This window comes from Lentilactobacillus diolivorans DSM 14421 (assembly GCF_001434255.1).
GTDB classification, from domain to species: Bacteria; Bacillota; Bacilli; order Lactobacillales; family Lactobacillaceae; genus Lentilactobacillus; species Lentilactobacillus diolivorans.
Genome location: NZ_AZEY01000107.1, coordinates 54,963 through 79,878 on the forward strand (window position 1 = coordinate 54,963; position 24,916 = coordinate 79,878).

Here is a 24,916-nt window from a genome sequence, read left to right on the forward strand (position 1 = left end):
TTAATCTGACCAATAAAAAAGTTCTGTCGAATCAGTTAAAAATCAACTGGTTTGACAGAACTTTATTTTGCAGGTTGTGAAAACAAGTCACTAAACACCTTGTTTTTCTACCCCAATAGTCTCATAAATCAGTTTAGGCTTTTGGGCTTGTTTGGCAATTTCGATGTTGCCATAGAGAAGTGATTTGATATCATCAACCTTTTTTCGATTACTATAGATAGTTAAGAGTGGCTCACCCTTTTCAACCGAATCACCGATTTTCTTATTAAGCATGATTCCCACGGCGTAATCCAGCTTATCGTTGGCTTTTTGACGACCACCGCCTAATAACATGCTGGCAACACCGATCTCATTGGCCACAATCTTGGAGACAACCCCTGATGTTTTAGCAGGTAATGTAATCCGGTATTTGGCTTGTGGCAGGATTTCCTCAGGATCATCAATTACCCTTGGGTCGCCGCCTTGGTCTTTAATCATTGCTCGAAAACGTTCAAGTGCCTGACCATTGTGAATAACATCTTCGCATAATTGTTGGCCCTGCTCAACGGTCGTGGCCTTATTGCCCATAACAGCCATATAACCACCAATAACAACAATTAACTTTTCAAGATCGGCAGGTCCATTTCCTTTCAGTAATTCAATTGATTCTTGAATTTCCAGTGCATTACCAATGGCTTTACCCAGGGGTTGATTCATATCAGTAATCAAAGCCATGCACTGCATGCCAACTCCTTTACCAATTCCTACCAAAGCCTCTGCCAATTCACGAGAATCAGCAAGTGTCTTCATGAATGCACCAGCGCCGGTTTTAACATCAATCACTAAAGCATCAGCGCCAGAAGCAATCTTTTTGCTCATAATCGAACTAGCGATTAATGGAATCGAATCAACGGTGTCGGTAACATCCCGGAGAGCATAAATTTTTTTATCAGCTGGCGCAATATTACCGGTTGCGCCAATAATCGCAAGCTTGTCTTCCTTAACCTGTTCGATAAAGTCCTGTTCACTAATTTCTACCCGATACCCAGAAATTGCTTCCAATTTATCTAAAGTACCACCAGTATGCCCCAGTCCACGGCCGGAAATCATTGGGACAGGAATTCCTAAAGCGGCTACCACTGCAGCCAACGGAATACTGGTTTTATCACCAACACCACCCGTTGAATGCTTGTCTACCTTAACACCAGGAATCTCACTCAAATCGAGATGGTCACCAGAGGTCATCATCGTCATTGTCAATGTTGACTGCTCTTTTTCAGTCATTCCCTGGAAGTAAATTGCCATAAGTAAGGCGCTGATTTGATAATCAGGAATATCACCTGAGACAACGCCATCGACAAAAAATTGAATTTCTTGTTCAGTCAATTCTTTACCAGAACGCTTATTATGAATCACATCTACCATTCGCATAAGTTATTTTCCTCCTTTTTGCAATCGCTTACATTTATCTTTTAAAGAAAACCCGGTCACAATTTGGACGTTGCTTCCGGCCTCTGCTTTTCAATTTAGCTAATCATAATCAATTAGTAATTGTGCCAAGCTTTGATCAATCACAACACTATTCGCATAACCCGCCTTCAGAACTGCATGAACCCCCGCTACTTTGCGATTACCGGTCGCAACCAAAATGGCATGTTCCTTGACTTTTAAATCATCTAATTGAATCCCAATGGTTCGCTCATCAATCTGCTGATTAACAATCTGGCCGTTACGATCAATGAAACGGGAAAAGACATCCCCGATTGCTACCTGTTGCAGCTGTTCTTTTTCCTGTTCATTGAAATAACCCAGTTGAAAAATCAACGCTTCTGATCGAACGGTCCCAACAGTAAATAATGCCACATTGGCTTTCCTGCCCAAATCTAAGATATGCTTAATGTGACGGTCACTTTCGACCATCTCCTTAGTCACCTTATTGTCAAAAATCACTGGCAAGGGTAAATATTCGGGACGGGTTCGGTAGGCCTTCGCCAACTCATTTGCAGATTCATATGCCCAAGTTTTTTCAGTGGCATAACTCACGCTACCCTTCAATTGGACAACTTGGACACCAGATGCATTTTGTTCTTCTATCTGTTTGGTTACCGAATGTACGGTTCTCCCCCAACCAAGTCCAATAATATCACCTGGCTGTACAATCGTTGTTAGAAAGTCAGCAGCATATTTGCCCACACTTTCTTGAAATGAAGACAAACCACCATAATTATGCGGAACAACGTGAAAATCGACACCATACTTGTCACTCAACTGAGTGGCAAGTACTTGGGAATCAACTAATGGATTGACAATCTGGATTCGAACCAGACCATTATCCTTAGCATATTGCAATAAGCGCGAAACAGTTGGCCGAGAAACACCAACCCGTTTGGCAATTTCCAGTTGGCTATAATTATTTTGATAATACATTTCAGCCACCTGTAAACTCTGTTTTAATTTTGCAACGTCTCTAATCTCGGCCATCTATTTCACACTCCCTTTATTCTAAACCATATTTTCTTTTAGCTTTCTCAATCATGAAACATGTGACTAACCAGCTGCCCCGGGCATATAAGCAGCGCGATCAAATATTCAAAACCAGAATATTCGGACCCGGACTTGCTACCTGGCCGAAACGTGCCCCAACCAGCAGCCTCCGGCCATATAAGCAGCGCTATCAAATATTCAAAACCAGAATATTCGGAACCCGGACTTGCTACTTGGCCGAAACGTGCGACAACCAGCAGTCCCCGGCCATATAAGCAGCGCTATCAAATATTCAAAACCAGAATATTCGATACCGCTGCTTATATTCTGGGGACTAACCGCTGGTTGTCGCACTCTTTAATTTTGAATCGCCGTCTCCAACGATAACTTGGCCATTTCATCGAACGATGTTTCTCTTTCCTGCGCCGACAGCTTTTCGCCCGTCAGTAGGTGATCACTAACCGTTAAAATCGTTAATGCTCGAATATGATGTTTGGCTGCCAACAAATATAGACCCGATGTTTCCATTTCAGTCGCCAAAACACCATAATCAATCAATTGATGAATATCCAATTCATCATTATAGAATCGGTCGGCGGCAAATATATTACCCACCTTTGTATTAATTCCCATTTTCTCTGCTGTATGATAAGCCGAATCCAGCAGGCCAAAGTCAGCAATCGGCGAATAATACATTCCCGGGCCAAAGGTATTGGCAATAATTGATGAATCGGTCGTACCAGCTTGGCCGAGAATAACGTCTCTAATTTTAACATCCGGGCTCATGCCACCACAACTACCTACCCGATAAATCGTCTTAACCCCATATTCTTTGATTAATTCAGTTGTATAAATTGCCAGCGAAGGGATCCCCATTCCGGAACCTTGAATTGACAATCGTTTACCTTTGTACGTTCCGGTATAACCCAGCATATTCCGAACTTGACTGTAACAAACCGGATTTTCTAAATACGTTTCAGCAATGTATTTAGCTCGTCTTGGATCACCAGGCATTAAAACCGTCTCAGCAATTTCACCAGGCTTTGCGCCAATATGTGTACTCATTTGATTTCCTCCGTGTTCTTCAACTCACTTAGAAAACTTGTTCCAATTTGATTCCCTTTAACATTAAAGTTATCCAAAACCGTTGCCCCAAAATCGGCAAATGTCTGCCGAATCCCAAGACTGCCACCATCACTCATAGACGGTGAATATACCAAAACCGGAACTTGTTCGCGAGTATGATCGGTTCCCTTAAATCCAGGATCATTCCCATGGTCTGCCGTAATGATTAATAAATCATCAGCCTTCAATTGATTCAAGACCGTGCCCAATCGCTTATCAAAGTCCATTAAAGCTTTACCAAATCCAATCGGGTTACGACGATGACCATACATTGCATCAAAATCAACCAGGTTTGTAAAGCAGAATCCGGTGAAGTCTTCAGCCATAACATGATCCACATGATCCATACCATCCATATTGCTTTCATTATGATAGCCTTCAGCAATTCCGTGACCGGAAAAGATATCATTAATTTTACCAATTCCAACAGTATGAATACCTGCAGCTTTTAAATAGTCTAAATCAGTTTGGCCAATTGGTTCCAAAGTAAAATCATGCCGATTGGCTGTTCGAGTAAAATGATCCTTATCCGGCCCAACGTATGGACGAGCGATGATTCGACCAACCGTATACTCCGGCCCATTAACCAACGAACGCGCATACTCACAGATCCTATAAAGTTCCTTTAGTGGAATGACATCTTCATGAGCGGCAATTTGTAACACCGAATCACCAGAGGTATAAACGATTAAATCGCCAGTCTTCATTTGTTGTTCCCCAAGTTCAGCAATGATTTTTGTTCCAGATTCTGGCCGGTTACCAATCACCTTTCGTCCGGAAAACGCTTCTAATTTTTTAATAATATCGGCTGGAAACCCGTTTGGAAAAGTATTTAACGGCTGCTTGACGGGCAGACCCATCATTTCCCAATGACCATCCATACTATCTTTGCCGGCAGAAATCTCTTGCATTTTCCCGTAATAACCGATTGGTCTTTCAACTTTATTAACCCCTTCGATTGGTGTTTTTCTAAGATTTGAAATCCCCAATCTTTGTAGGTTTGGAATTTTTAAATTTCCTTGGTAAGCTTCACCAACATGTCCCAACGTATCGGAACCAACATCCCCAAATTTGGCAGCATCCGGTGCTGCACCAGTTCCAACTGAATCCATGACAATACCAAAAATCCGCTTATATTTCTTTGTACTCATAAATGTGCCTCCCCTAACGAACAGTATGCTAGTTAGCTAAAATTTTAGTTGTCGCACTAACGCCCAATCGACTTGCACCAGCCTTAATCATTGCCAGAGCTTCTTGCCTTGAATGAATACCACCAGAGGCTTTAACTCCAAGTCGGTCACCAACTGTTTTTCGCATTAACGCAACATCGGCAACTTTGGCACCCGCAGAACTAAACCCCGTCGAGGTTTTCACGTAATCTGCTCCTGCTGCTTCTGAATCTTGGCATCCTGCAACAATTTGATCATCATTCAGGTACGACGTCTCAAGAATAACTTTCAGTAGTTTACCCTTAGCATGAACCGCAGCGGCAATTGCTTGAATATCATTGATTACAAACCGATTATTTCCACCAATTAACTCACCAATGTTAATCACCATATCAATCTCTTCGGCACCATCATCAATTGCGGTAATTGCTTCATAAACCTTTGTGGCCGTATTAGTTGCTCCCAATGGAAAGCCCACAACCGTAATCGGTTTAACCGCTGTTCCCTTTAATGCCTCGGCAACCAAGGGAATCCAATGAGAATTAACACAAACAGATGCCGTGTTATATTTCACAGCTTCCTCACAAGTTTCCTTAATATCTGCAGCCGTTGCATTCGGCTTTAAATTCGTATGATCTAAATATTTCGCTAACTGTGCAGTTGTTAATGTCGTGTCCATGGCAATGTAACCCCTTTCATTTTTACAGACTTATCATACAGGATTTTAGAACATATGTAAAGCAATACGTTGAAATAACGTTCATCAATGTGAATAAATAAACTTTTCCACGAAAAAAGAGGCGTTCAAGGCAAACTTACTTTTGTCTTGAACGTCTCTTGTAATCACAAAAATTCTCTATTAAAATCAGCTTCTAAAGAGATGTGATTTCTGATATTGTGCTTGATCGATTCATAGATTTATTTTGCTAAATCACTAATTGAATTAATGTTTTTCATATATTTCGGAACGGCCAGTCCAACTTTAGCACCACTTAAATTAGTTCCCAGATCATCAAACTTACCTTTGTAATCTTTATAGTACATTCCTTGAGTCGTTGGCAGCCACGCACAAACCATCCCATCAGCTGCATTGGTTGCAATCGATGCCCAAAGCGGCTGAAGTTCCATTGCTTGAATTTCAACTTTATAACCTAGTGAACGCAATACATTAGCAACGAGATTGGTTGAGGCAATTTCGGAATCCCAAGCGACATAAGTCAACTTGATGGATTTTCCATGGACATGTTTGATTCCTTTCGTCCATGAATTAACCTGTTGCTTATGTTGAGTCATCCAATTCTTAGTTGCCCGTCGTGGATCTTCACCGCTATTAACTTTTAGCATCACAGCTGCCATTTCATCAGGCGTCCAGTGGAATCGGTTTAACATTTGGTAAGCTTCAGGCTTATCCTTTTTTAATCCCTTACGAACAATCGTATGAATGTCCTCGGTTTTCCCATAAATATTCTTAGGATCCTTTAGAAACTTCAAATGATAACGATTTACCATCCAATGAGGCGTCCAGGAAGTCACCACAATTGGTTGTTTATTTTTAACATCCTTAGCAAGCGTACTAATCATCGCAGCGGTTGAACTGGTTTGAAGCTGCCAATTTCCTTTATTCAACCCGTAAGCTTTCATGACTTTTTGAGTTGTTGTCATCTCACCAGCACCAGCTTCAATCCCCGTAATTGTGTAATTGATCTGCTTGCCAACAGGTTCATTGGGATTATATTTGGCAATCGTGCTGGAACAGGCCGAAAGGAGCAACACGGAAAAGACCATCGAAATTAATAATAAAAATCGACTAATTGTTTTTTTCATCGTAACCCCTTTCTATGACTTAGGAATTCTACTTCGGTTAATTGCTTGAGTAATTCGATCCAAAATAATGGCTAAAATAACAATCGCCAAACCAGCTGCAAAGCCACCACCGGCATCATTTCGGCCAACAGCAAAGTAAACCTTATTTCCAAGTCCCATGGCACCGATCATTGACGCGATCACAACCATCGACAGTGACAGCATCATGCTCTGATTCACTCCAGCCATTAAAGTTGATTTAGCTAATGGCAATTGGACCTTAAATAACTTCTGCCACCCAGTTGAACCGTATGAATCAGCAGCTTCAATTAGGTCAGCAGGAACTTGTCTAATTCCCAAATTAGTCATCCGAACTGTGGGGGGCATGGCGAAAATAACAGATGCAATCACACCAGGAACCATCCCAATTCCGAAGAACGCAACGGCAGGAATTAAATAAACGAATGCTGGCATTGTCTGCATGAAATCAAGAATCGGTTTATTAATCGCTTCAAAAATCTTTGACTTTGCCATCCAGATGCCGAGTGGTACCCCAATGATCAAAGCAATCAGACTAGATGTTAAGACTAGCGTCAAGGTTTGCGTCATATCTCGCCAAAAGCCTTGGTTCCAGATATATAGCAGACCAACAATCTCAAAACTAATCAATCCCCAATGTTTGGTTTTTCGGTTCAACCAATACGTGCCACCAACAACGATGACCATAAACAGCCAAATCGGCAATAGATCAAATACCCATTGGAATCCGTTAATGATCCCACCAACAAAATTAGTGATCGCATTAAAAAATCCCTCAAAGCCGGCAAGCCAATCGACAAATTTATCAATCCAGCTGGAAACTGGTAACTGTGGAAAATTATTCATCTTCGCTCACCTCATTTCCTGAAATAGCACCCAGAACGGCACCTCGAATGATGATTCCCAATAGATGCTTCTGATCATCCACCACGGCATATGGAATCGGTGTTTGAGAAATTTGTTCCATAATTGTCGTAATCGGCGTATCAGGACCAGTTGTTGGGACATTTTTTTGAACAACTGAATCTAGTTTTGTAATTTTTTGTTTAATCAAATCCATTGCATGACTAGCATCAACAGTCCCAACAAATTCACGTTTATTATTAACCACGTAAACCGAAGAAATTTCGTTTTCCAACATCCGACGCATTGCAATTCTTGGCCCATCTTTATCAATATTAACAATGTTTGGCCGAATCATAACATTTGATGCGGTCAGGACCTTTGTTCGATCAACATCTTCAATAAATCGTTCAACGTATTCATTCGCCGGCTGAGTCAAAATCTCTTCCGGAGTCCCAGTTTGGACAACTTGACCATCTCGCATAATCATAATCCGATCGCCAATTCGCAATGCTTCATTCAAATCATGAGAAATAAAGACAATTGTCTTATGCAAATTTTCTTGAAGATCCAACAATTCGTTCTGCATATCTTTTCGGTTAAGTGGATCAAGAGCTGAAAATGCCTCGTCCATCAATAAAATTTGCGAGTCATTTGCTAATGCACGGGCAAGTCCAACCCGCTGTTGCATCCCACCAGATAATTGAGTTGGATACTGATCATCATAACCATCAAGGCCAACCAGCTCTAAAGCGTCGTGAGCTTTGCTTAGTCTGGTATCCCTATCAACACCCTGAATTTCTAATCCATAGGCGGTATTATCAATGATTGTTCGGTTTGGAAAAAGGGCAAAATTTTGAAAAACCATGCTCATTTTCTTGCGACGGACTTCGAGTAATTGTTTTTTACCAAGTGATGTTAAATCTTGACCATCAATTAACACGTGTCCGGATGTTGGCTCAATTAATCGGTTAATCATTCGGATCATTGTTGACTTACCACTACCTGATAATCCCATGATCACAAAGATTTCACCATCATTGACCTCAAAGTTGGCATCAGTAACACCAACCGTTGCACCAACTGATTTTAAGATATCAGCTTTCGACTTACCAGCCTTTAATAATTCTTGGGCCTTTGGAATTCTTCTTCCAAAAATTTTGGTAAGATGTTGCACTTGTAATTTCGCTGTCATGCTTTCCTCCTATCAAAATTCATAGTGACATAACAAAAAACAATTTCAGAATGACACTCCCGGCATGCGGAAATGAAATTTGAATAATTGAATAACAGGAATAACTTTAACAAAAAATAGCCACCGTTTCAAATATTTAGTTATTTTATGTTATCAGTTCAATTACAATTTAATGTGTCCAAAAGCCCATGGCATTAAGAATCCAGACGTCATTATTAATAATCTATGCCTAAACAGGCATCATAGCGACTAATGGTCTATCTTATGCGGTTTACCCCTAATTATTCAATTTATTTCGAATTTAATCTTTTTGACGCTTTAATTTGAATCGAAACTGAAAAATCAGACAAATCATAGTGATTTTCTCAAACTAATTAAAGTCAAATTTTACAATTAGAAATATTCGGCTTTCAAGAGATAAAAAAGCTTCCGATGATCTTTCTGCTTAATCGGAAACTTTTTTTGCTAGTAAAAATATAATTAATAATGTCCACATATCACTTGATCTTACAAAATCTTTGAAGCAGGTTTACGCTTGTTGGCAGTCAAAAAAATGATGACATCGATTGCAGCTACGACACACATATCAATTACGATGTGCTGGAGAACCACTTTCATGTAAACAACATCATGTATAAATGATGACTAGAAAAGCGGTTAAAATCACTATTCCTTATCGTTTACGACTTTATTTTGAGAATAATTCAGTATGATCTAATTTACTTTTGAAATCTGGGTCAGCCAACAACTGATCACACATATCCAAAACCATCGGTCCATATACAAACGTCGGTCCACCGCTCATTTCCAATGTAACACCAAGGGCTTCTTTAATCTGATCACGAGTGGCTCCGGCCATTAGGGCAGATGCGGTATGTTGAACCATACAACTTTCGCAGCGCATGTTAACGGCCATACTTAACGCAATTAATTCTTTTTCAGCTGGTGTTAAGGCACCAGGTTGGCTGGCAGTCCAGTGTAAAATATCAAATCCTTTACCGGGACCAGGGACCTCTTTCATAAAAGTCTGATTATTATCTAAATATTGATTTAGCTCATCAACGTAATTAGCCATTGCTTTTATCTCCTTTATGATTAAACGTGTCAAACGCTTTCAATGCCCGGACACCATACTCAAATACCGGTCCACCATTCATCATCAGTGCAATTCCAATTGCTTCTTTGACTTGATCTCGACTGGCACCACTTACAATCGCCTGTTTGATAGTGATGACAATCAACGCATCGCTTCGCAACTGAATCGCAATTGCAACCGCACATAAGCGTTTAACAGCTTGTGAAACACGGCCTTTACCATTGTTTTCCTCGACAATCTGTTGAAATGCCTGACTTAATTCAGGAAATTCTGACCTAGATATAGAATTCCAATTATCTGATCCGACATTCCCTATTTTCTTTGAATGTGATACTGACAAATTCAAAACCTCCTCGTTAAAAATTAACGTAACCGATTTCATTGTAGATCTTATCAAAAAAAGAGGCTAGGGTAATTGAAAATTACCTTTAGTCTCTTTTGGATCACAATCACGATATAAAATATTACATTTCATCTCTTTAAGCCCATAAAATAAGATTTCGAGTAATTTCTTAATCTCAAGTAGTTAATCTGGATGTAATTTATCACCAGATCAATGAACTATTTCTCTAATACCGTAATTGATTCCACGTGCACTGTCTGAGGAAATTGGTCAACTGGTTGAACTGGCTGATTCACGTGGTAGCCTTGTTCAGTAAATAATTTAACATCACGGGCAAGCGTTGCAGGATTGCAGGAAACGTAAACAACTCGCTTGGGTTGCATCTTTACCACGCTGTCAATTAGCGTATTTTCCAACCCTTTGCGAGGTGGGTCCACAACGACAACGTCAGGTTTTAAGCCATCTTCCTGCCATTTTGCTAACTGCTCCTCAGCCTTACCGACCTTAAATTTAACGTTGGTGATATTGTTAATTTTTGCGTTCTTTTTGGCATCTTCAATCGCCTCAGGCACAATTTCAACACCGTAAACCTTTTTGGCAACTCGAGCCATCGAAAGCGAGATGGTTCCAATCCCACAGTACGCATCAATCACAATGTCATCAGCTGATAAGTCTGCTTTCTTAGTTGCCAAGTCATATAGCTTTTCGGTTTGAACTGGATTGACTTGGTAAAATGAACTGGCAGAAATTTCAAATTTTAAACCCATTAAAGTATCTTCAATGGTTCGATTACCAGCTAATAATTTATTTTCTTTACCCATTAAGCCGTTAGTCTTTTTGGGATTAACGTTTTGAACGATACTCTTAACTTCAGGAAGTGCCTTGGTAATTTCGGAAATAATTTCTGCCTTACTTGGCAACTTCTCCGTTCGTGTAATCAATACAATCATCATCTGATGAGAGTAGTGGCCGCGGCGCACCATAATATTACGAATAGTTCCCTTATTAGTGGTTTCGTTATATGGCTGAAGTTTATATTTTCGTAAGATATCACGAACAACTACGACAGCTTCATCAATCTTAGGATCCTGAATATAAAAATCTTCAATCGGTACTAAATCATGTGAATGTTTTCGATAAAAGCCCGTTTCTAATTGGCCATTAATCAAACGAACGGGAATTTGAGCTTTATTTCGATATTTATACGGCCGATCCATCCCAATTGTTGGGTCAACTTGAACGTCAAGTTTCATTTTATCAAAATCAACTTGGATTTGATGTTGCTTAAAAGCAAGTTGTGCATCATATTTTAAATGCTGTAATGGCGCAATGCCAGTTTGAGTGTAAGCTTTATCCACTAAGTCAACCCGGTCAGCACTCTTTTGATTAATTTTAACCACCCGGCCAAAGGCAAAATTCTTTTTAACCTTGGTTACCTTCATCGTGACATCTTCAGTGGGTAACGCATTTTCGATAAAGATGGGGAAATCGTCAATTTTAGCAACACCCATACCTTGATAAGTTAAGTCGGAAATTTTGACGTCATATTCTTGATTCTTATTTACTGGAGCTTGTATTTTCATATATTCACCTTTTTTTACTTAGAAACAAAAATTGCGATACGAAATCATCGCAACGCAATTTTAACATACTATATAAAACTATTCTTTGTCAGGGAGTTTGTCAACGCCTTTGACGAAGTTCTTTTCAACCAAGCGCATCTCATTGGTCTCATCCGAATAAGCTTTGTCTGGAATTTCGTCGGTATTGGCAAAAAACTCAATATGCTGTTTCAAATCAACAAACGTCATCGGCGCATCACCACCATATTCGCCGTCAAGATTAATTAGCATTCGATCATTGACGGGTCGCGCAGTCACTTTGCGGGTCTTCTTATAAATAATCCGCGGATCATCGACATGTCGCCCACCATTTAGAACCTTGGAAACCAAATGTAAAATCTCGACCAAATTACTGGTTTTAACAATAATCAGTGTAAATTTACCATCGTCCAGTGCCGCATCGGGGACAATCTGCTCAAAACCACCAACAGAATTTGTAAGCGCAAGGAAAAACATGGATGCCTTGCCCTTAAATTCACCACCGTCATACCTTAAGTCCATTTCAATCGGCTTAATTCTGGGCAATAACTCAGCACCCTTAACCAAATAGGCGAGGTAGCCAAACACCGTTTTCAGATCAGACGGCACATCATAAGTTAATTCTGTCAACAATCCCCCCGCTGCAATATTAATGAAGTAATTTTCACCTGCTTTACCAATATCCATATGAATTGTTTGTTTCTTTAAAACCATCTTAGCAGCTTCAACAGGGTCCTCACGCGGAATGTGCAATGCACGAGCATAATCGTTAGTTGTACCGGCGGGAATAATAGCCATTTTAGGACGCTTCTTAAGTGGTGCAATCCCATTTACAACCTCATTAATTGTACCATCTCCACCAGCCGCAACGATTAACTCAAATCCTTCTTGTGCTGATCGTCTTGCCTCATCTTTTGCAGAATCCTTAGCTGGGGTTGTCGCAAAAGCGCTGGTTTCATATCCTGCATGCTCAAACTCATTCAAAATATCTACCATTTTTTGTTTTAATAATTCTCGTCCGGAAGTTGGATTATAAATTACTCTGGCCCGTTTTCGCATAACCATCCTGACTTTCTATTTACTCATTGATTCTTTTAATAACTTGTTAACCACTTGAGGATTGGCTTTACCATGAGTCTGCTTCATAATTTGACCAACTAGGAAACCAATTGCACGATCTTTTCCATTATGGAAATCTTCAACCGATTGCGGATTAGCAGCGACCACATCGTCAATGATCGGTTGTAGTTTGGCAGGATCAGATAACTGAACCATACCCTTTTCCTCAACAAACTTCTTCGGCTCTTCACCATTCGTAATTGCTTTGAAAACTTTTTTAGCCATTTTAGATGAAATTGTGCCATCTGTGATCAACTTAATCATGGTTGCCAAATGTTCTGGGGTAATCTTAGTGTCTTGAAGTTCAACCTGATTATCGTTTAAGAATTCATTAACATTTCCTTGTAAATAATTGGCAGCTAATTTAGGATCAGCACCATCTTTGATCATCTGATCATAAAAATCAGACATTTCCTTGGTTTGCGTCAAAACCATGGCATCATAATCAGTAATTCCAAGTTCATCAACATATCTTTGTCGACGTTTAGCAGGCGGTTCTGGCAATTCCTGTTTGATCGAATCAATCCAATTCTGAGAAATATTTAGAACTGGCAAATCTGGTTCTGGGAAGTAACGATAATCATCAGAACCTTCCTTGGTCCGCATTAAAATGGTTTGTCCACTTACTTCATCAAAACGGCGAGTTTCCTGTGCAATTTTACCACCGGACATTAACACGCGTTGGTGTCGTTGTTCCTCAAAAGCCAGCCCTTTGCGAACATAATTAAAGGAGTTGAGGTTTTTTAATTCAGTCTTAGTTCCAAATTCTTTCTGACCAACCGGCCGGACCGAAATATTAACATCAACCCGCATAGAACCTTCTTCCATCTTAACGTCAGAAATACCAGTAAATTGAATGACTTGGCGCAATTGTTCCAAATAAGCATAAGCTTCATCAGGTGATGAGATATCAGGTTTTGAAACAATTTCAATTAAGGGCGTCCCTTGTCGGTTTAAATCAACATACGAATAACGGGTTGCATGGGAGTTCTTCCCGGCATCCTCTTCAATATGCATCTCGGCAATCCCAATTTTTTTCTTTTTATCATCGACTTCAATTTCAACCCAACCATCGTGAGCAATTGGCGTCTCAGCCTGGGTAATCTGGTAAGCTTTTGGATTATCTGGATAAAAATAATTTTTTCGATCAAAATGTGGATGTTTCTGAATTTGCGCGTGAAGTGCTAATCCAGCCATGATTCCATCGTGAACAACGCCCTTATTAGTTGTCGGTAAGACACCGGGGTAACCCCAATCAATAACGTTGGTATTACTGTTGGGTTGATCACCAAATTCAACGGGAGAAGGACTAAAAATCTTCGAATGAGTCTTTAATTCAACGTGCACTTCCAGCCCAATTGTTGTCTCAAAATTCATTAGTTATTTCCTCCCATCTTTGGTGTTTGCTTGTTAAAATCAGTGTCCTGTTCAAAAGCACTACCAGCTTGATACACTGTTAACTCATCATAAGGTCGGCCAATGAGTTGAACACCAACCGGTAATCCTTTTGAAAAGCCGGCCGGAATTGACATTCCAGGTAGTCCAGCCAGGTTAACTGGTAACGTTAGAACATCATTCATATACATTGTCATCGGATCGGAAATGTCTTCACCAATTCCATAAGCAGGAGTTGGTGCTGTTGGTGCAAGAATGAGATCAAAGTCTTTAAAAATCTTAGTAAAGTCGTTAATCATCAATGTTCGTACTTGAGCTGCCTTTTTAAAATAGGCGTCATAGAATCCGGCTGATAGAGAGAACGTTCCAAGCATAATTCGACGTTTAACTTCATCGCCAAATCCTTCAGAACGGGATTTAACATAGACATCTTCAAGACTCTTAGCATCTTTTGCCCGGTATCCATACCGAATACCATCAAATCGCTGCAAGTTAGATGAAGCTTCAGAGGATGAAATAATATAGTAAGCAGCAACGCCATACTGAGTATGTGGCAGTGATACCTCTTCAACCGTTGCACCCAATTTTTTAAACGTTTCAGCGGTGTCTAAAACAACTTGTTTAACGTCATCATCAAGTCCTTGCGCCATGAATTCTGAAGGAATTCCAATTTTTAATCCTTTAACACCTTTGTTTAAAGTGCTGGTAAAATCAGGAATTACCTTATCTGATGATGTTAAATCATGGTCATCATGCCCAGCAATCGCATTTAGCACCGTTGCGTTATCAAAAACGTTGCGAGTAATTGGTCCAATTTGATCCAAACTAGAACCAAATGCAATTAAACCCCAACGTGAAACTCGTCCATATGTGGGCTTCATCCCAACAACGCCATTAAATGAGGCTGGTTGGCGAATTGAGCCACCAGTATCTGAACCAAGTGCAGCTAACACCTCACCAGCTGCGACCGCGGCTGCAGAGCCACCAGACGACCCACCAGGCACCTTGGTTTCATCCCAAGGGTTATGTGTTGTCTGGAAGGCAGAGTTTTCAGTAGAACCACCCATGGCAAACTCATCCATATTTGTTTTACCAACGTTAATAGATCCTAAGTCATTTAATTTTTTGACAGCAGTTGCATCATAAATTGGTTTGAAATTTTCAAGAATTTTTGAAGCAGCAGTCGTTTTAAGTCCCTTGGTAACCATATTATCTTTGATTGCAATTGGCATTCCAGATAATAAATTATTTGAGTCAATACCTTTTTCATCAATTTGTTTTGCTTTTTTCAAAGCACCATCTTCATCAACCGTAATGAAGGCATTAATTTTAGAATCAACATTTTTAATATTATCCAGCGTCTGCTTAACCAAATCAGTCGCAGAAATTGCCTTACTGGCAAGTTTCTCATGAACACTGCTCAGAGATTGATCAAAATAATTCATTAGTTGTTATCCTCACTTTCGTCAATAATGACAGGAACTCGGATATAGCCATCTTGCGTATCAGGTGCATTATCCAGCAATGCTTGACGCTGATTCCAATTATCCGCGATATCTTCACGCATGACATTAATTTGATCAGTCACACTACTTGTTGGTTCAACACCATCAGTATCAACTTTACTTAAGGTTTCAAATAAACCAATAATCTGATCAAGTTGCGTCGTAAAATACGGTAGTTGATCCGCATTGATTTTCAACTTGGCCAGTTCAGCAACGTGTTTTACTTGATCTTCGGAGATCTTTTCAGTCATTGATATCCTTCTCTCTTCTGAAAATAATTAATTTAACAACAATTGTCATTTTACCATATAAATAATGTTATTTTTTCAAAAATCAGTAACTATTAAAGATATGCGCTGAAAATTTCTTTTCATTTGCTTTACGACTTAAGAAGCTCTGAATCCCTTCCGTAGATTGAACGGTAATGTCAATCGGCGCATTGGCAGGTAAGTATTTTTGAGCAGCAGTTTGAATATATTGAGTAAAACTAATGATTTCGGTCTGGCTATAAAACTGGGTCGTAATATTGATATTCATACCGCTTAGCGACCCGTTTGTATACTGAGCCTGTGCCGTTACACCACTTAAGTTAGGGAAGAAACTCTGTGTCTCAGACTTAAAGTTAGCGAAGGCATCCTCATCATTTTGACTTGGCCCCTTTTGGCTGGACTGAAGTGGGAAAACATAATTTTTTTGTTTAATTGCCGTCCATTTATTAATCTTTGAGGCTCCCTGTTTGTTAACGGAATAAGTAAAGAAATTTCCACCAACTAAACTGTCATCAGAAGCTTGCTTATACAAGGCAATGACGATTGGAATATTTTTGAGCGCTTTTTTACTTCGTAATCGTTGAAGAACCTGATTAGCAATCTCTTTACCATGTTGGCTGACTTCCATGTTGGAGATGTCGGTCTCAAATGTTGGCCCATACTGCGTCTTCTTGTAATAATCGACAGAATTAATGGCTAATCCAACTGTCATCCCAGATAATTTAAGCGATTTACCGGTTCGCGTCATGTAATCCTGCTCATTAATCTGAGATAGATAAACCGGTGTCCGGGTCTTTGGATTAGTTGACTTGGATTTCTTGGGGTTCAAACCAGTCGGATTGGATTTTGACTTTCGACCCAGCCATGCCTCAACTTGCTTAGTTGAAAGGTATTGCCCCTCTTGAAAGATATATTCTTTGGTTGAAAATTGATTTTTGGAAATGTTCAACAAGCCATTTTCAAACCCTTTAATGTTAAATTGATTAGACTCCTGTTGGACACTAACACCACGAGATTTACTCGTTTGGTATCGACCGTTCTTAATGACTCCTTGATAATAACCACTATTGGTTTGACCAGTTAGTTGCGTCTTGGACTTTGATCCACTGGAACTGTTTGTATCACTGGACAGATTATCAACACTGCCACACGCTGCCAGCATAACACCGGTCAGGATAATTGAAATCCCAAGGATTATTTTTTTCAACATTGATTCCTCCATTACTACTCTTCATCATTCATGGTTTCGCGAAAACGGTTTTCATTCCAAACTTCAACGCCCAGACGTTTAGCTTTATCATACTTACTTCCCGGATCTTCACCAACAACCACGACATCGGTCTTCTTTGAAACAGAACTGCTAACGCTAGCTCCATGATCTTCTAACCACTGAGTAGCTTCTGGCCGTGTAATGGCTTGCAGCTTGCCTGTCAAAACAAACTTCTTCCCATTAAACACAGAATCACTTTGTTCAAGTTGCGCATCAGTAACACCCTTGTAAGTCATATTAACCCCGACTTGTTTAAGCTGTGCAATCAATTCTTGTGACTCCGGCGTCGAAAAATAAGTGACAACACTATCCGCGATAATCATTCCCATTGTATCAATTTCAGCAATCTCTTGGGCGGTTGCTGCTATAACCTTATCAATATTTTTAAAACGTTGTGCAATTAATCGTGCTGCTTTAATACCAACGTGTCTAATTCCTAGACCATATAACAGTCGCTCACAAGAATTGCTTCGACTGTTATCAATTGCCGAGAGTAGATTATTCGCTGATTTCTCACCAAATTTGTCCAAAGTAATCAGCTGATCAAATGTTAAGTCATATAGTCCAGCAACATCATTCAACATATGTTTTTTAAATAACTGAGCAATAATTTTGGGACCGAGTCCGTCAATATCCATTGCATCACGAGAAGCAAAATGAGTTAATCCTTCTTGGAGTTGGGCCGGACATTTAGGGTTAATACAACGTAATGCAACTTCCTCATCCAAATGAACCAGCTCAGAACTGCAGGAGGGACACTGTGTTGGAATAGCGTATGGTTGACTGGTCATTAGCCGTTTGGATTTAATATAAGTTGAAATTTCAGGAATAATATCACCAGCTTTGTGGAGTTTAACCGTATCCCCAATCCGGATATCCTTCTCCTGCAAATAATCAGGATTATGAAGCGACGCGCGACTAACTGTCGTCCCAGCCAAAGTGACTTCATCCATTACTGCGGTGGGTGTCACAACCCCTGTTCGACCAACTGTCCAAACAATATCTCTAACAACTGTCTCTGCTTCTTCAGGTGGAAATTTATATGCAATAGCCCACCTTGGCACTTTTACAGTTGCACCAAGTGATCGCTGAAGCTGCAATGAATTAACCTTGATAACAATCCCATCAATCCCGTATGGTAACCCATCACGACGTTGCGTATATTTATCCACGTAATCATTAATCTCGGCCATTGAATGGGCAACAAAATAATCAGGATTTATTTCAAATCCCAATGCTTTCAGTTCCGCCAACATGCCACTTTGGGTGTTTGACTGCAAATCATCAATATTAGCAACATTGTACATAAAAGTGCTGAGTTTCCGATGTGCGGTTACTTTGGGATTCAATTGGCGCAAACTCCCAGCAGCTGCATTGCGCGGATTAGCAAATGGTTCCTGGCCATTATTTTGCCGCTGCTCATTTAGTGAGACAAATGAAGACTTAGGCATATAGCATTCGCCACGAACTTCAATGTTGATTGGCCGGGTTAATTTTTGTGGAATTGACTTAACTGTCTTCAAGTTACGGGTAATATCTTCACCAATCTGCCCATTTCCACGAGTAGACCCTTGCACTAGGCGACCATTTTCGTACCGAAGAGAAATCGCTAAACCATCAATTTTTAATTCACAATTATACTCAAATGTTATGGAATCTGTTTCAGCAAGACGATCAACAAATTCGGCCAATTCATTTGTTGAAAAGACATCCCCTAATGACAGCATCGGAATTTCATGCTGCACCTTTGAAAATCCCGGTAATGTATGATCCCCTACTTTCTGAGTTGGCGAGTCTTGCGTAATCAATTGAGGGTATTTGGTTTCCAGTTCGACAAGTTGTTGGTATGTTGCATCATAAACAGAATCCTCAACACTTGGTGAATCATAAGTGTAGTATTCATCTGCCCACTTATTTAGTTTCTCACGCAGTTCAGAAACGGTCTTGACCGCTTGCTGCTCAGTCATATTTTCCGCCACAAAAAGCACCTTCTGTTAATATTTTTATCAAACTAAAATGATCATTTTAGTTACTTATTAATTGGTTCAAGATGTTTAACAATCCGTGCAGGTGTCCCTAAGGCAACAGAATCATTAGCAATATCGTGAGTCACAACACTTCCGGCACCAATGACAACGTTACTCCCAATGGAAACACCAGGCAAAATTGAAACGTTACCGCCAATCCAAACATCATCACCAATATTAATTGACTTGCTAAATTGTGCACCATGACGCCGATCACGGCCATTAAGGGGATGTCCTGTTACCGATATCATCACGTTTGGCCCAAACATCACATGGTTGCCAATTTCAACACTCACATCATCGACAATGGTTAAGTTAAAGTTGGCATAAAAGTCGTCGCCGATCGTGGTATGGTTTCCATAACTTGTATAAACCGGCCCTTCAATAAAAGAATGCTTACCAAAGTATTTAAATAGTTGGTGTAAAATCGATTGCCGCTGATCTTCATCATCTGGATCTGTTTGATTATATTTGAAAGATAACCGCTTGCTTCTCAAGCGTTCGTGAGCCAATTGCTCGGCATAGGCAATATCCACCGGATCACTAAAACCCGATTCTTCATATATGTCACCATGATTCATTGCTTCTTTCAGACTCATTAAAACTCCCCCATTAACTATCCAGGCTTATTGTTGTGCACATTTCATAATTTAATATTAGTTAATTGTGCCTGGTTAAACTTGAACTTTTTTAATTGGTGCAAACGCTGCTAATAATCTTTTAATTCCCTGTGATTGAAACGCAATATCCAATTCCATGTCTTCACCAGTTCCAGAAACTTTAACAACCGTTCCCGTCCCCCAAGCCTTATGGGAAACTTTATCACCAACTTCCCAAGCCTTCTTATCAGCACCGGTTCCCTTGGGTTTTTCAACAATTTGGGATGGTCGATGATATGTGGTTGCTGTTGCACGACGTGTCCGACAATCAAATGGTGTTGAGATCGGGCTTTCAGTCTGCTTAGGATTATCATAATGCAGTAATTCCGGTTTAATTTCATTTACAAACCGCGATTCCGGATTTGTCTGTCGTCGACCATATAGCATTCGGGAATAGGCATTTGTAATGTATAGTTTCTCCTTGGCCCGCGTAATTCCAACATAGGCTAATCGTCTCTCTTCCTGAAGTTCTGATTCATCTTGGGCAGCTCGAGAAAGAGGGAACAACCCTTCTTCCATCCCCATAATAAATACAACCGGGAACTCTAGGCCTTTTGCCGCATGAAGTGTCATCAATGTCACTTGGGCATTATCGTCTTCGAGGTCATCTTGATCAGAAACTAATGCCAAATCACTTAAAAAATTAACCAAGTTTTGCTGACCCGTTTCACCCTGATTTTCTGAATCATACTTTTGGGTAACTGAGATAAATTCTTCTAAATTTTCTAACCTGGACTGCGACTCAAGTGATTTAGAAGCTTTTAACGTACTCAAATACCCACTTTGGTCAAGAATCTCTTGGGCAATTTCCGTAATTGACATTGTATCTAATTTTGCAGCAATTAAACTCACCATTTGCTCGAATCCACCAATTGAATTTTTGGCACGAGTTGAAATTTCATTAGCTAAATCGATGTTCTTAGCTGCCTCAAGTAAAGACCAGCCATGATCGTTGGCAAAAACCCTGAGGCGTTCAATACTTGCCTGACCAACACCACGTTTTGGTTCATTAATAACTCGTTCAAAACTCATCGAATCATCCGGATTTCCTAGTAATGTTAGATAAGAAAGGGCATCCCGAATTTCCTTACGATCGTAAAATTTATGCCCACCAACCATCGTATACGGAATATTGGATTTTAGCAGCGTCTCTTCAATAACTCGTGATTGCGCATTGGTTCGGTAAAGGATCGCAAAACTACCATAATCTCGTTTAGCTTTTGCCATTTCTTCTTGAATCTTAGCAACAACATAGCGAGCCTCATCGTTTTCTGTTTGCCCACGATAATATGAGATCTGCTCGCCCTGTTCATTTTCTGTCCATAAGTTTTTATCTGCTCGATTATCGTTATGTGCAATAACTGAATTAGCAGCGGCCAAAACAGTTTTTGTCGAACGATAGTTTTGTTCCAAAAGCGTCACATGGGCATCTGCATAATCCTTCTTGAAGTCCAAAATATTTTGCATATTGGCACCTCGCCAACCATAAATACTCTGGTCGGCATCACCAACCACACAAATGTTTCGATTCTTCTGTGCAAGTGTGTTTACCAGACGGTATTGTGCCTCATTGGTATCCTGATACTCATCAACATGGATATAATGAAATTTATCTTGATAATACGCCAGCACATCCGGATGTGAATCGAAGAGTTCAATCGTCACCATAATCAGATCATCAAAATCTAACGATTGATTCTGCTTTAACTCTGACTGATAACGGTCATAGACATCCGCAACAATTTTATCAAAAGCACTAACTGCTTTTTGACGAAATGCTTTTGGCGTCAATAAATCATTTTTGGCATTGGAAATTGAGCCAAGAATTGAACGCGGGTCAAACTTCTTTGGATCAATATTCAACTCCCGAAGAACACGTTTTACTAATGTTCGCTGTTCGCTGGTGTCGGCAATCGTAAATGCACGATTATACCCTAAAACATCAATATATCTTCTTAAAATGCGCACACACAACGCATGAAAGGTTGAGACCCAAACATCATTGCCACCTTCACCAAGCAATTTTGATACCCGTTCACGCATTTCTCTGGCAGCCTTATTCGTAAATGTAATTGCCAAAATGTTCCAAGGCATCACATGATTATGTTCAATAATATAAGCAACTCGATGTGTCAGAACACGAGTTTTACCACTCCCCGCTCCAGCCATAATTAGAACAGGACCCTCCGTATGAATAACAGCATCTTTTTGGTCTTTGTTCAAACCTTCTAATAAACTTTCTTCTGCCAATGAATTTTCCATCCTCTCGCAATTATCCAATCAATTATACCAAAAAATATAACGACTCGCTTTATATGAAAAATGGTAAGTTGGCCGTCAAAAAAATTTCTAATCATTTCAATATTGATATATAAAAACAAAATGGCCGGTGACAAAATAAAATTTGTCCCAGCCATATAGGCACCTATTGTTGCTTCTCATACTTTGTTTTAAAGTCAATATCATTCCAAATTCCAGTTGCTTCAACTTGCATTAACGTGCTTGATAATGACTTTGTCGGAATAAGGACATGGCCAACTGACACTTCATCATTTTTAGGATTGTTTCCATAAAATGTAAAATGCCAATTATCCTTAATGACCCATTGCGTTTGCACACGTTGATACTCCTTTTGTCGGATAGTTTGAAAAATAGTTGGAATGCCGGAAATCGTTTTTGTCAAAGGTAACCCGGCAATCGCTCTAAGATGTTGTTCGAATTCATTTGCATTAGTCGCGTAATCAAATACAAAGCCAGCAGGACTAAGGACTGGCGCTACACGGTTAACATAGATTGAACCATTCTTAGCTAAAAATAATGACACTTCAAAAGTTCCAACGTAATCTACATTATTGGCAATTTCTGAGGTGATTCGTTTCATCTCTTTGTCAACATCTGGATCTAACTTAGCTGGTGTAAAAGCCGTCATGATTTGTTCACCGTGATAAATAACTTCCACAGTTGGAAAAATAACCCGTGAGCCGTCTTCTTTTCGAGTAACAATTATTGAATAATCAATGTCATGAACAACATAGGATTCAAGTATGTAAGTTCCAGCATCCAACAACCCCGAGGCAGCAACAATGTCCGCTTGATTCTTGATCAGTAATTCTTTGCCACCCAGCAGGCCGCGTTGGATAGGTTTAAGAATTGCGGGATAACCGATCGAATTGATTGCCTGATACACATCTTCTAGCGTCACAATTGTCGCGTAAGGTGCCATATTAATATTTAACGTTTCAAAAAAGCTTCTTTCAATTAGCCGATCTTGAATGATGTCCAGTAAACTATCTTTTTGTGGAACAGAAGTAAATTTAGAAATATAGCGAATAATTTCAGAGTCAATAGAATCATTATTGTACATCACAACATCACAACGTTCAGCAAACATTTTTAATGCCTGTTTATCATTGAGGGGTCCAATATACTTATAGTCAGCTAGCTGCATGGCCTTGCTATTTTCGTTTGAACTATACATACCAACATTAAAGCCCATCTTCTTTGCACGGACAAGAAGTTCTGGACTACTGATACTATCACCAAGAATGCCGATTGTTTGACCTGGATAAAGGACATTTGCATTTGCCAATTAATTCACTACTTTCATATTGTCATTACTTAACAAGCTGATTCTTATCATTTCGATAATAACATCTGCTCATTATACTATAAACCGATTATTCAACAAAAGTAACGCTTTGATCTTTGAGTGATGCGATTCTAGCAAGCGATTCAAGACGGATCCCAGTTTTTTCAATCATCGCATGTCCCTTTTGAAAGCTCTTCTCGATGACAATGCCAATCCCAGAAACAGAAACGTCCGCTAATTTAGCAATTTCCAGAAGTCCTTGAACTGCCTGTCCATTCGCCAAAAAGTCGTCAATAATTAAAATATGATCGTCAGCGTTTAAAAATCGTTTATCAATACTAATATTGTTGCTAACTTTTTTTGTGTATGAATAAACCTTAGCGGTATACAAATCATCCGTCAATGTAACACTTTTATGTTTACGTGCGAAAATCAATGGAACACCTAAGTGAATTGCAGTCGTAAGTGCAGGAGCGATCCCCGAGGACTCAACAGTGACTACTTTGGTTATTTTTTCATCCTTGAATAGGCGGGCAAACTCCTCACCAATTTGATCCATCAGCTTAGCATCAACTTGATGATTCAAAAAGTTATCAACTTTTAAAACATTCCCTGGTAATACGGTGCCGTCTTTCTTAATTTTCTCCTTAAGTAAATCCATTATATAAATTCCTTTCTAATCATCATACTGATATAACTTGTAATTTCGAATAATTGAAACCAATTTTTCTGTGTACGCTGGATCAGTTGCATAGCCATCCTTTTGAAGGGCATCGGCTGCTTGCAGATAATTTTGGGCCGCAAGCACATCATGATATTGTTGCGAGTTCCATTGCGTTCCTTGCGCAAGTAAGCGTGCATGATCAGTTAGCGAATCATCCCAACTATTATAAACCTGGAAGCGAGCTTTAACGGTTATATAACGACCATTTACGAATTCCTGTGTGTCAAGGTAAACTGAGTTGTTTGAACCGCTACGGGCTTTTACACCGAACAAATTGTAGTACTTACTTGCAAGTTGACTATCTCCCCAGTCAGACTCCAAAATTGCCTGGGCTAACGTAATACTCGGCAATATGTTATATTCTCCTTGCAATCTCTGTGCTTGTGGTGCCAACGTTCGAATGAATTTTCGGTGTTCAACTGCTAATTGATCCGTTGCATTTTCTACTTTTGTGGCATCCGAAACACTTTGAGATAGTACGCGAAATCCTATCGTAATCATTAATGCGAGACCAATGAGCACAATCATGACAACTAGATTTGATTTTTTGGCGCGTAATTTCCGCCTCTTTCTGTATTTAACCAATGTATCCTCAAACTTTCTGACTTTCAAAACTAATTTTAACTGCCCAGTTTAAAATTCAAGTGCAACACTAATCAACTAGACCTTTCAGACTAGACAT

Annotated in this window: 22 protein-coding genes; all 22 read right to left on the reverse strand. The window is 39.7% G+C overall.

From position 1 onward, the window contains the following. Positions 1-90: 90 nt before the first annotated feature. Positions 91-1,410 (reverse strand): pyrimidine-nucleoside phosphorylase, encoded by a 1,320-nt coding sequence (locus tag FC85_RS14130; RefSeq protein WP_057866157.1) that lies wholly within the window; start codon positions 1,408-1,410, stop codon positions 91-93. Between the two features lie 99 nt (positions 1,411-1,509). Further along, on the reverse strand, positions 1,510-2,460 hold the full coding sequence (locus tag FC85_RS14135) for a sugar-binding transcriptional regulator (protein ID WP_057866158.1): 951 nt from the start codon (positions 2,458-2,460) through the stop codon (positions 1,510-1,512). 360 nt (positions 2,461-2,820) lie between these two features. Then, the gene (gene deoD, locus FC85_RS14140) at positions 2,821-3,528 is read right to left on the reverse strand and encodes a purine-nucleoside phosphorylase (RefSeq protein WP_057866159.1); all 708 of its coding nucleotides are present in this window, start codon (positions 3,526-3,528) and stop codon (positions 2,821-2,823) included. Next, a complete protein-coding gene (locus FC85_RS14145) occupies positions 3,525-4,739 on the reverse strand; it encodes a phosphopentomutase (protein ID WP_057866160.1) in 1,215 nt (404 codons plus the stop codon). Before FC85_RS14145 ends, deoD begins: the two co-directional genes overlap by 4 nt. Positions 4,740-4,767: 28 nt before the next feature. Then, entirely contained in the window at positions 4,768-5,436 is a 669-nt protein-coding gene (gene deoC, locus FC85_RS14150; protein WP_057866161.1) for a deoxyribose-phosphate aldolase, read from the reverse strand. 239 nt (positions 5,437-5,675) lie between these two features. After that, positions 5,676-6,581 (reverse strand): glycine betaine ABC transporter substrate-binding protein, encoded by a 906-nt coding sequence (locus FC85_RS14155; protein WP_057866162.1) that lies wholly within the window; start codon positions 6,579-6,581, stop codon positions 5,676-5,678. Positions 6,582-6,593: 12 nt separating this feature from the next. Next, the gene (locus FC85_RS14160; protein WP_057866163.1) at positions 6,594-7,445 is read right to left on the reverse strand and encodes an ABC transporter permease; all 852 of its coding nucleotides are present in this window, start codon (positions 7,443-7,445) and stop codon (positions 6,594-6,596) included. After that, a complete protein-coding gene (locus FC85_RS14165; RefSeq protein ID WP_057866164.1) occupies positions 7,438-8,637 on the reverse strand; it encodes a quaternary amine ABC transporter ATP-binding protein in 1,200 nt (399 codons plus the stop codon). The genes FC85_RS14160 and FC85_RS14165 overlap by 8 nt, the downstream gene beginning before the upstream one ends. A 688-nt stretch (positions 8,638-9,325) precedes the next feature. After that, positions 9,326-9,712 (reverse strand): carboxymuconolactone decarboxylase family protein, encoded by a 387-nt coding sequence (locus FC85_RS14170; protein ID WP_057866165.1) that lies wholly within the window; start codon positions 9,710-9,712, stop codon positions 9,326-9,328. Further along, positions 9,705-10,073 carry a carboxymuconolactone decarboxylase family protein gene (locus FC85_RS14175; RefSeq protein WP_057866166.1) on the reverse strand — a complete coding sequence of 123 codons (369 nt, stop codon included), beginning with the start codon at positions 10,071-10,073 and terminating at the stop codon, positions 9,705-9,707. The genes FC85_RS14170 and FC85_RS14175 overlap by 8 nt, the downstream gene beginning before the upstream one ends. A 221-nt stretch (positions 10,074-10,294) precedes the next feature. Beyond that, a complete protein-coding gene (gene rlmD / locus FC85_RS14180) occupies positions 10,295-11,659 on the reverse strand; it encodes a 23S rRNA (uracil(1939)-C(5))-methyltransferase RlmD (protein WP_057866167.1) in 1,365 nt (454 codons plus the stop codon). 78 nt (positions 11,660-11,737) lie between these two features. Beyond that, entirely contained in the window at positions 11,738-12,736 is a 999-nt protein-coding gene (locus FC85_RS14185; protein WP_057866184.1) for a diacylglycerol kinase, read from the reverse strand. A 15-nt stretch (positions 12,737-12,751) separates the two neighbouring features. Further along, the gene (gene gatB / locus FC85_RS14190; RefSeq protein ID WP_057866168.1) at positions 12,752-14,173 is read right to left on the reverse strand and encodes an Asp-tRNA(Asn)/Glu-tRNA(Gln) amidotransferase subunit GatB; all 1,422 of its coding nucleotides are present in this window, start codon (positions 14,171-14,173) and stop codon (positions 12,752-12,754) included. Beyond that, positions 14,173-15,636 (reverse strand): Asp-tRNA(Asn)/Glu-tRNA(Gln) amidotransferase subunit GatA, encoded by a 1,464-nt coding sequence (gatA, locus tag FC85_RS14195; RefSeq protein ID WP_057866169.1) that lies wholly within the window; start codon positions 15,634-15,636, stop codon positions 14,173-14,175. The genes gatB and gatA overlap by 1 nt, the downstream gene beginning before the upstream one ends. Beyond that, positions 15,636-15,947, reverse strand: a complete 312-nt coding sequence (gene gatC, locus FC85_RS14200) for an Asp-tRNA(Asn)/Glu-tRNA(Gln) amidotransferase subunit GatC (protein WP_057866170.1) — start codon at positions 15,945-15,947, stop codon at positions 15,636-15,638. The genes gatA and gatC overlap by 1 nt, the downstream gene beginning before the upstream one ends. Positions 15,948-16,029: 82 nt before the next feature. Next, positions 16,030-17,175 (reverse strand): CamS family sex pheromone protein, encoded by a 1,146-nt coding sequence (locus FC85_RS14205; protein ID WP_083485150.1) that lies wholly within the window; start codon positions 17,173-17,175, stop codon positions 16,030-16,032. A gap of 14 nt (positions 17,176-17,189) precedes the next feature. Then, positions 17,190-19,202 (reverse strand): NAD-dependent DNA ligase LigA, encoded by a 2,013-nt coding sequence (ligA, locus tag FC85_RS14210; protein ID WP_057866185.1) that lies wholly within the window; start codon positions 19,200-19,202, stop codon positions 17,190-17,192. A gap of 62 nt (positions 19,203-19,264) precedes the next feature. Next, entirely contained in the window at positions 19,265-19,861 is a 597-nt protein-coding gene (locus FC85_RS14215) for a sugar O-acetyltransferase (protein ID WP_057866172.1), read from the reverse strand. Positions 19,862-19,936: 75 nt separating this feature from the next. Continuing rightward, positions 19,937-22,171 (reverse strand): DNA helicase PcrA, encoded by a 2,235-nt coding sequence (gene pcrA, locus FC85_RS14220; RefSeq protein WP_057866173.1) that lies wholly within the window; start codon positions 22,169-22,171, stop codon positions 19,937-19,939. Positions 22,172-22,346: 175 nt separating this feature from the next. After that, on the reverse strand, positions 22,347-23,510 hold the full coding sequence (locus tag FC85_RS14230; RefSeq protein ID WP_057866175.1) for an ATP-grasp domain-containing protein: 1,164 nt from the start codon (positions 23,508-23,510) through the stop codon (positions 22,347-22,349). 88 nt (positions 23,511-23,598) lie between these two features. After that, positions 23,599-24,171 (reverse strand): xanthine phosphoribosyltransferase, encoded by a 573-nt coding sequence (locus FC85_RS14235; RefSeq protein ID WP_057866176.1) that lies wholly within the window; start codon positions 24,169-24,171, stop codon positions 23,599-23,601. 15 nt (positions 24,172-24,186) lie between these two features. After that, positions 24,187-24,819 carry a glycoside hydrolase family 73 protein gene (locus tag FC85_RS14240; protein WP_235807840.1) on the reverse strand — a complete coding sequence of 211 codons (633 nt, stop codon included), beginning with the start codon at positions 24,817-24,819 and terminating at the stop codon, positions 24,187-24,189. Between the last annotated feature and the right edge of the window lie 97 nt (positions 24,820-24,916).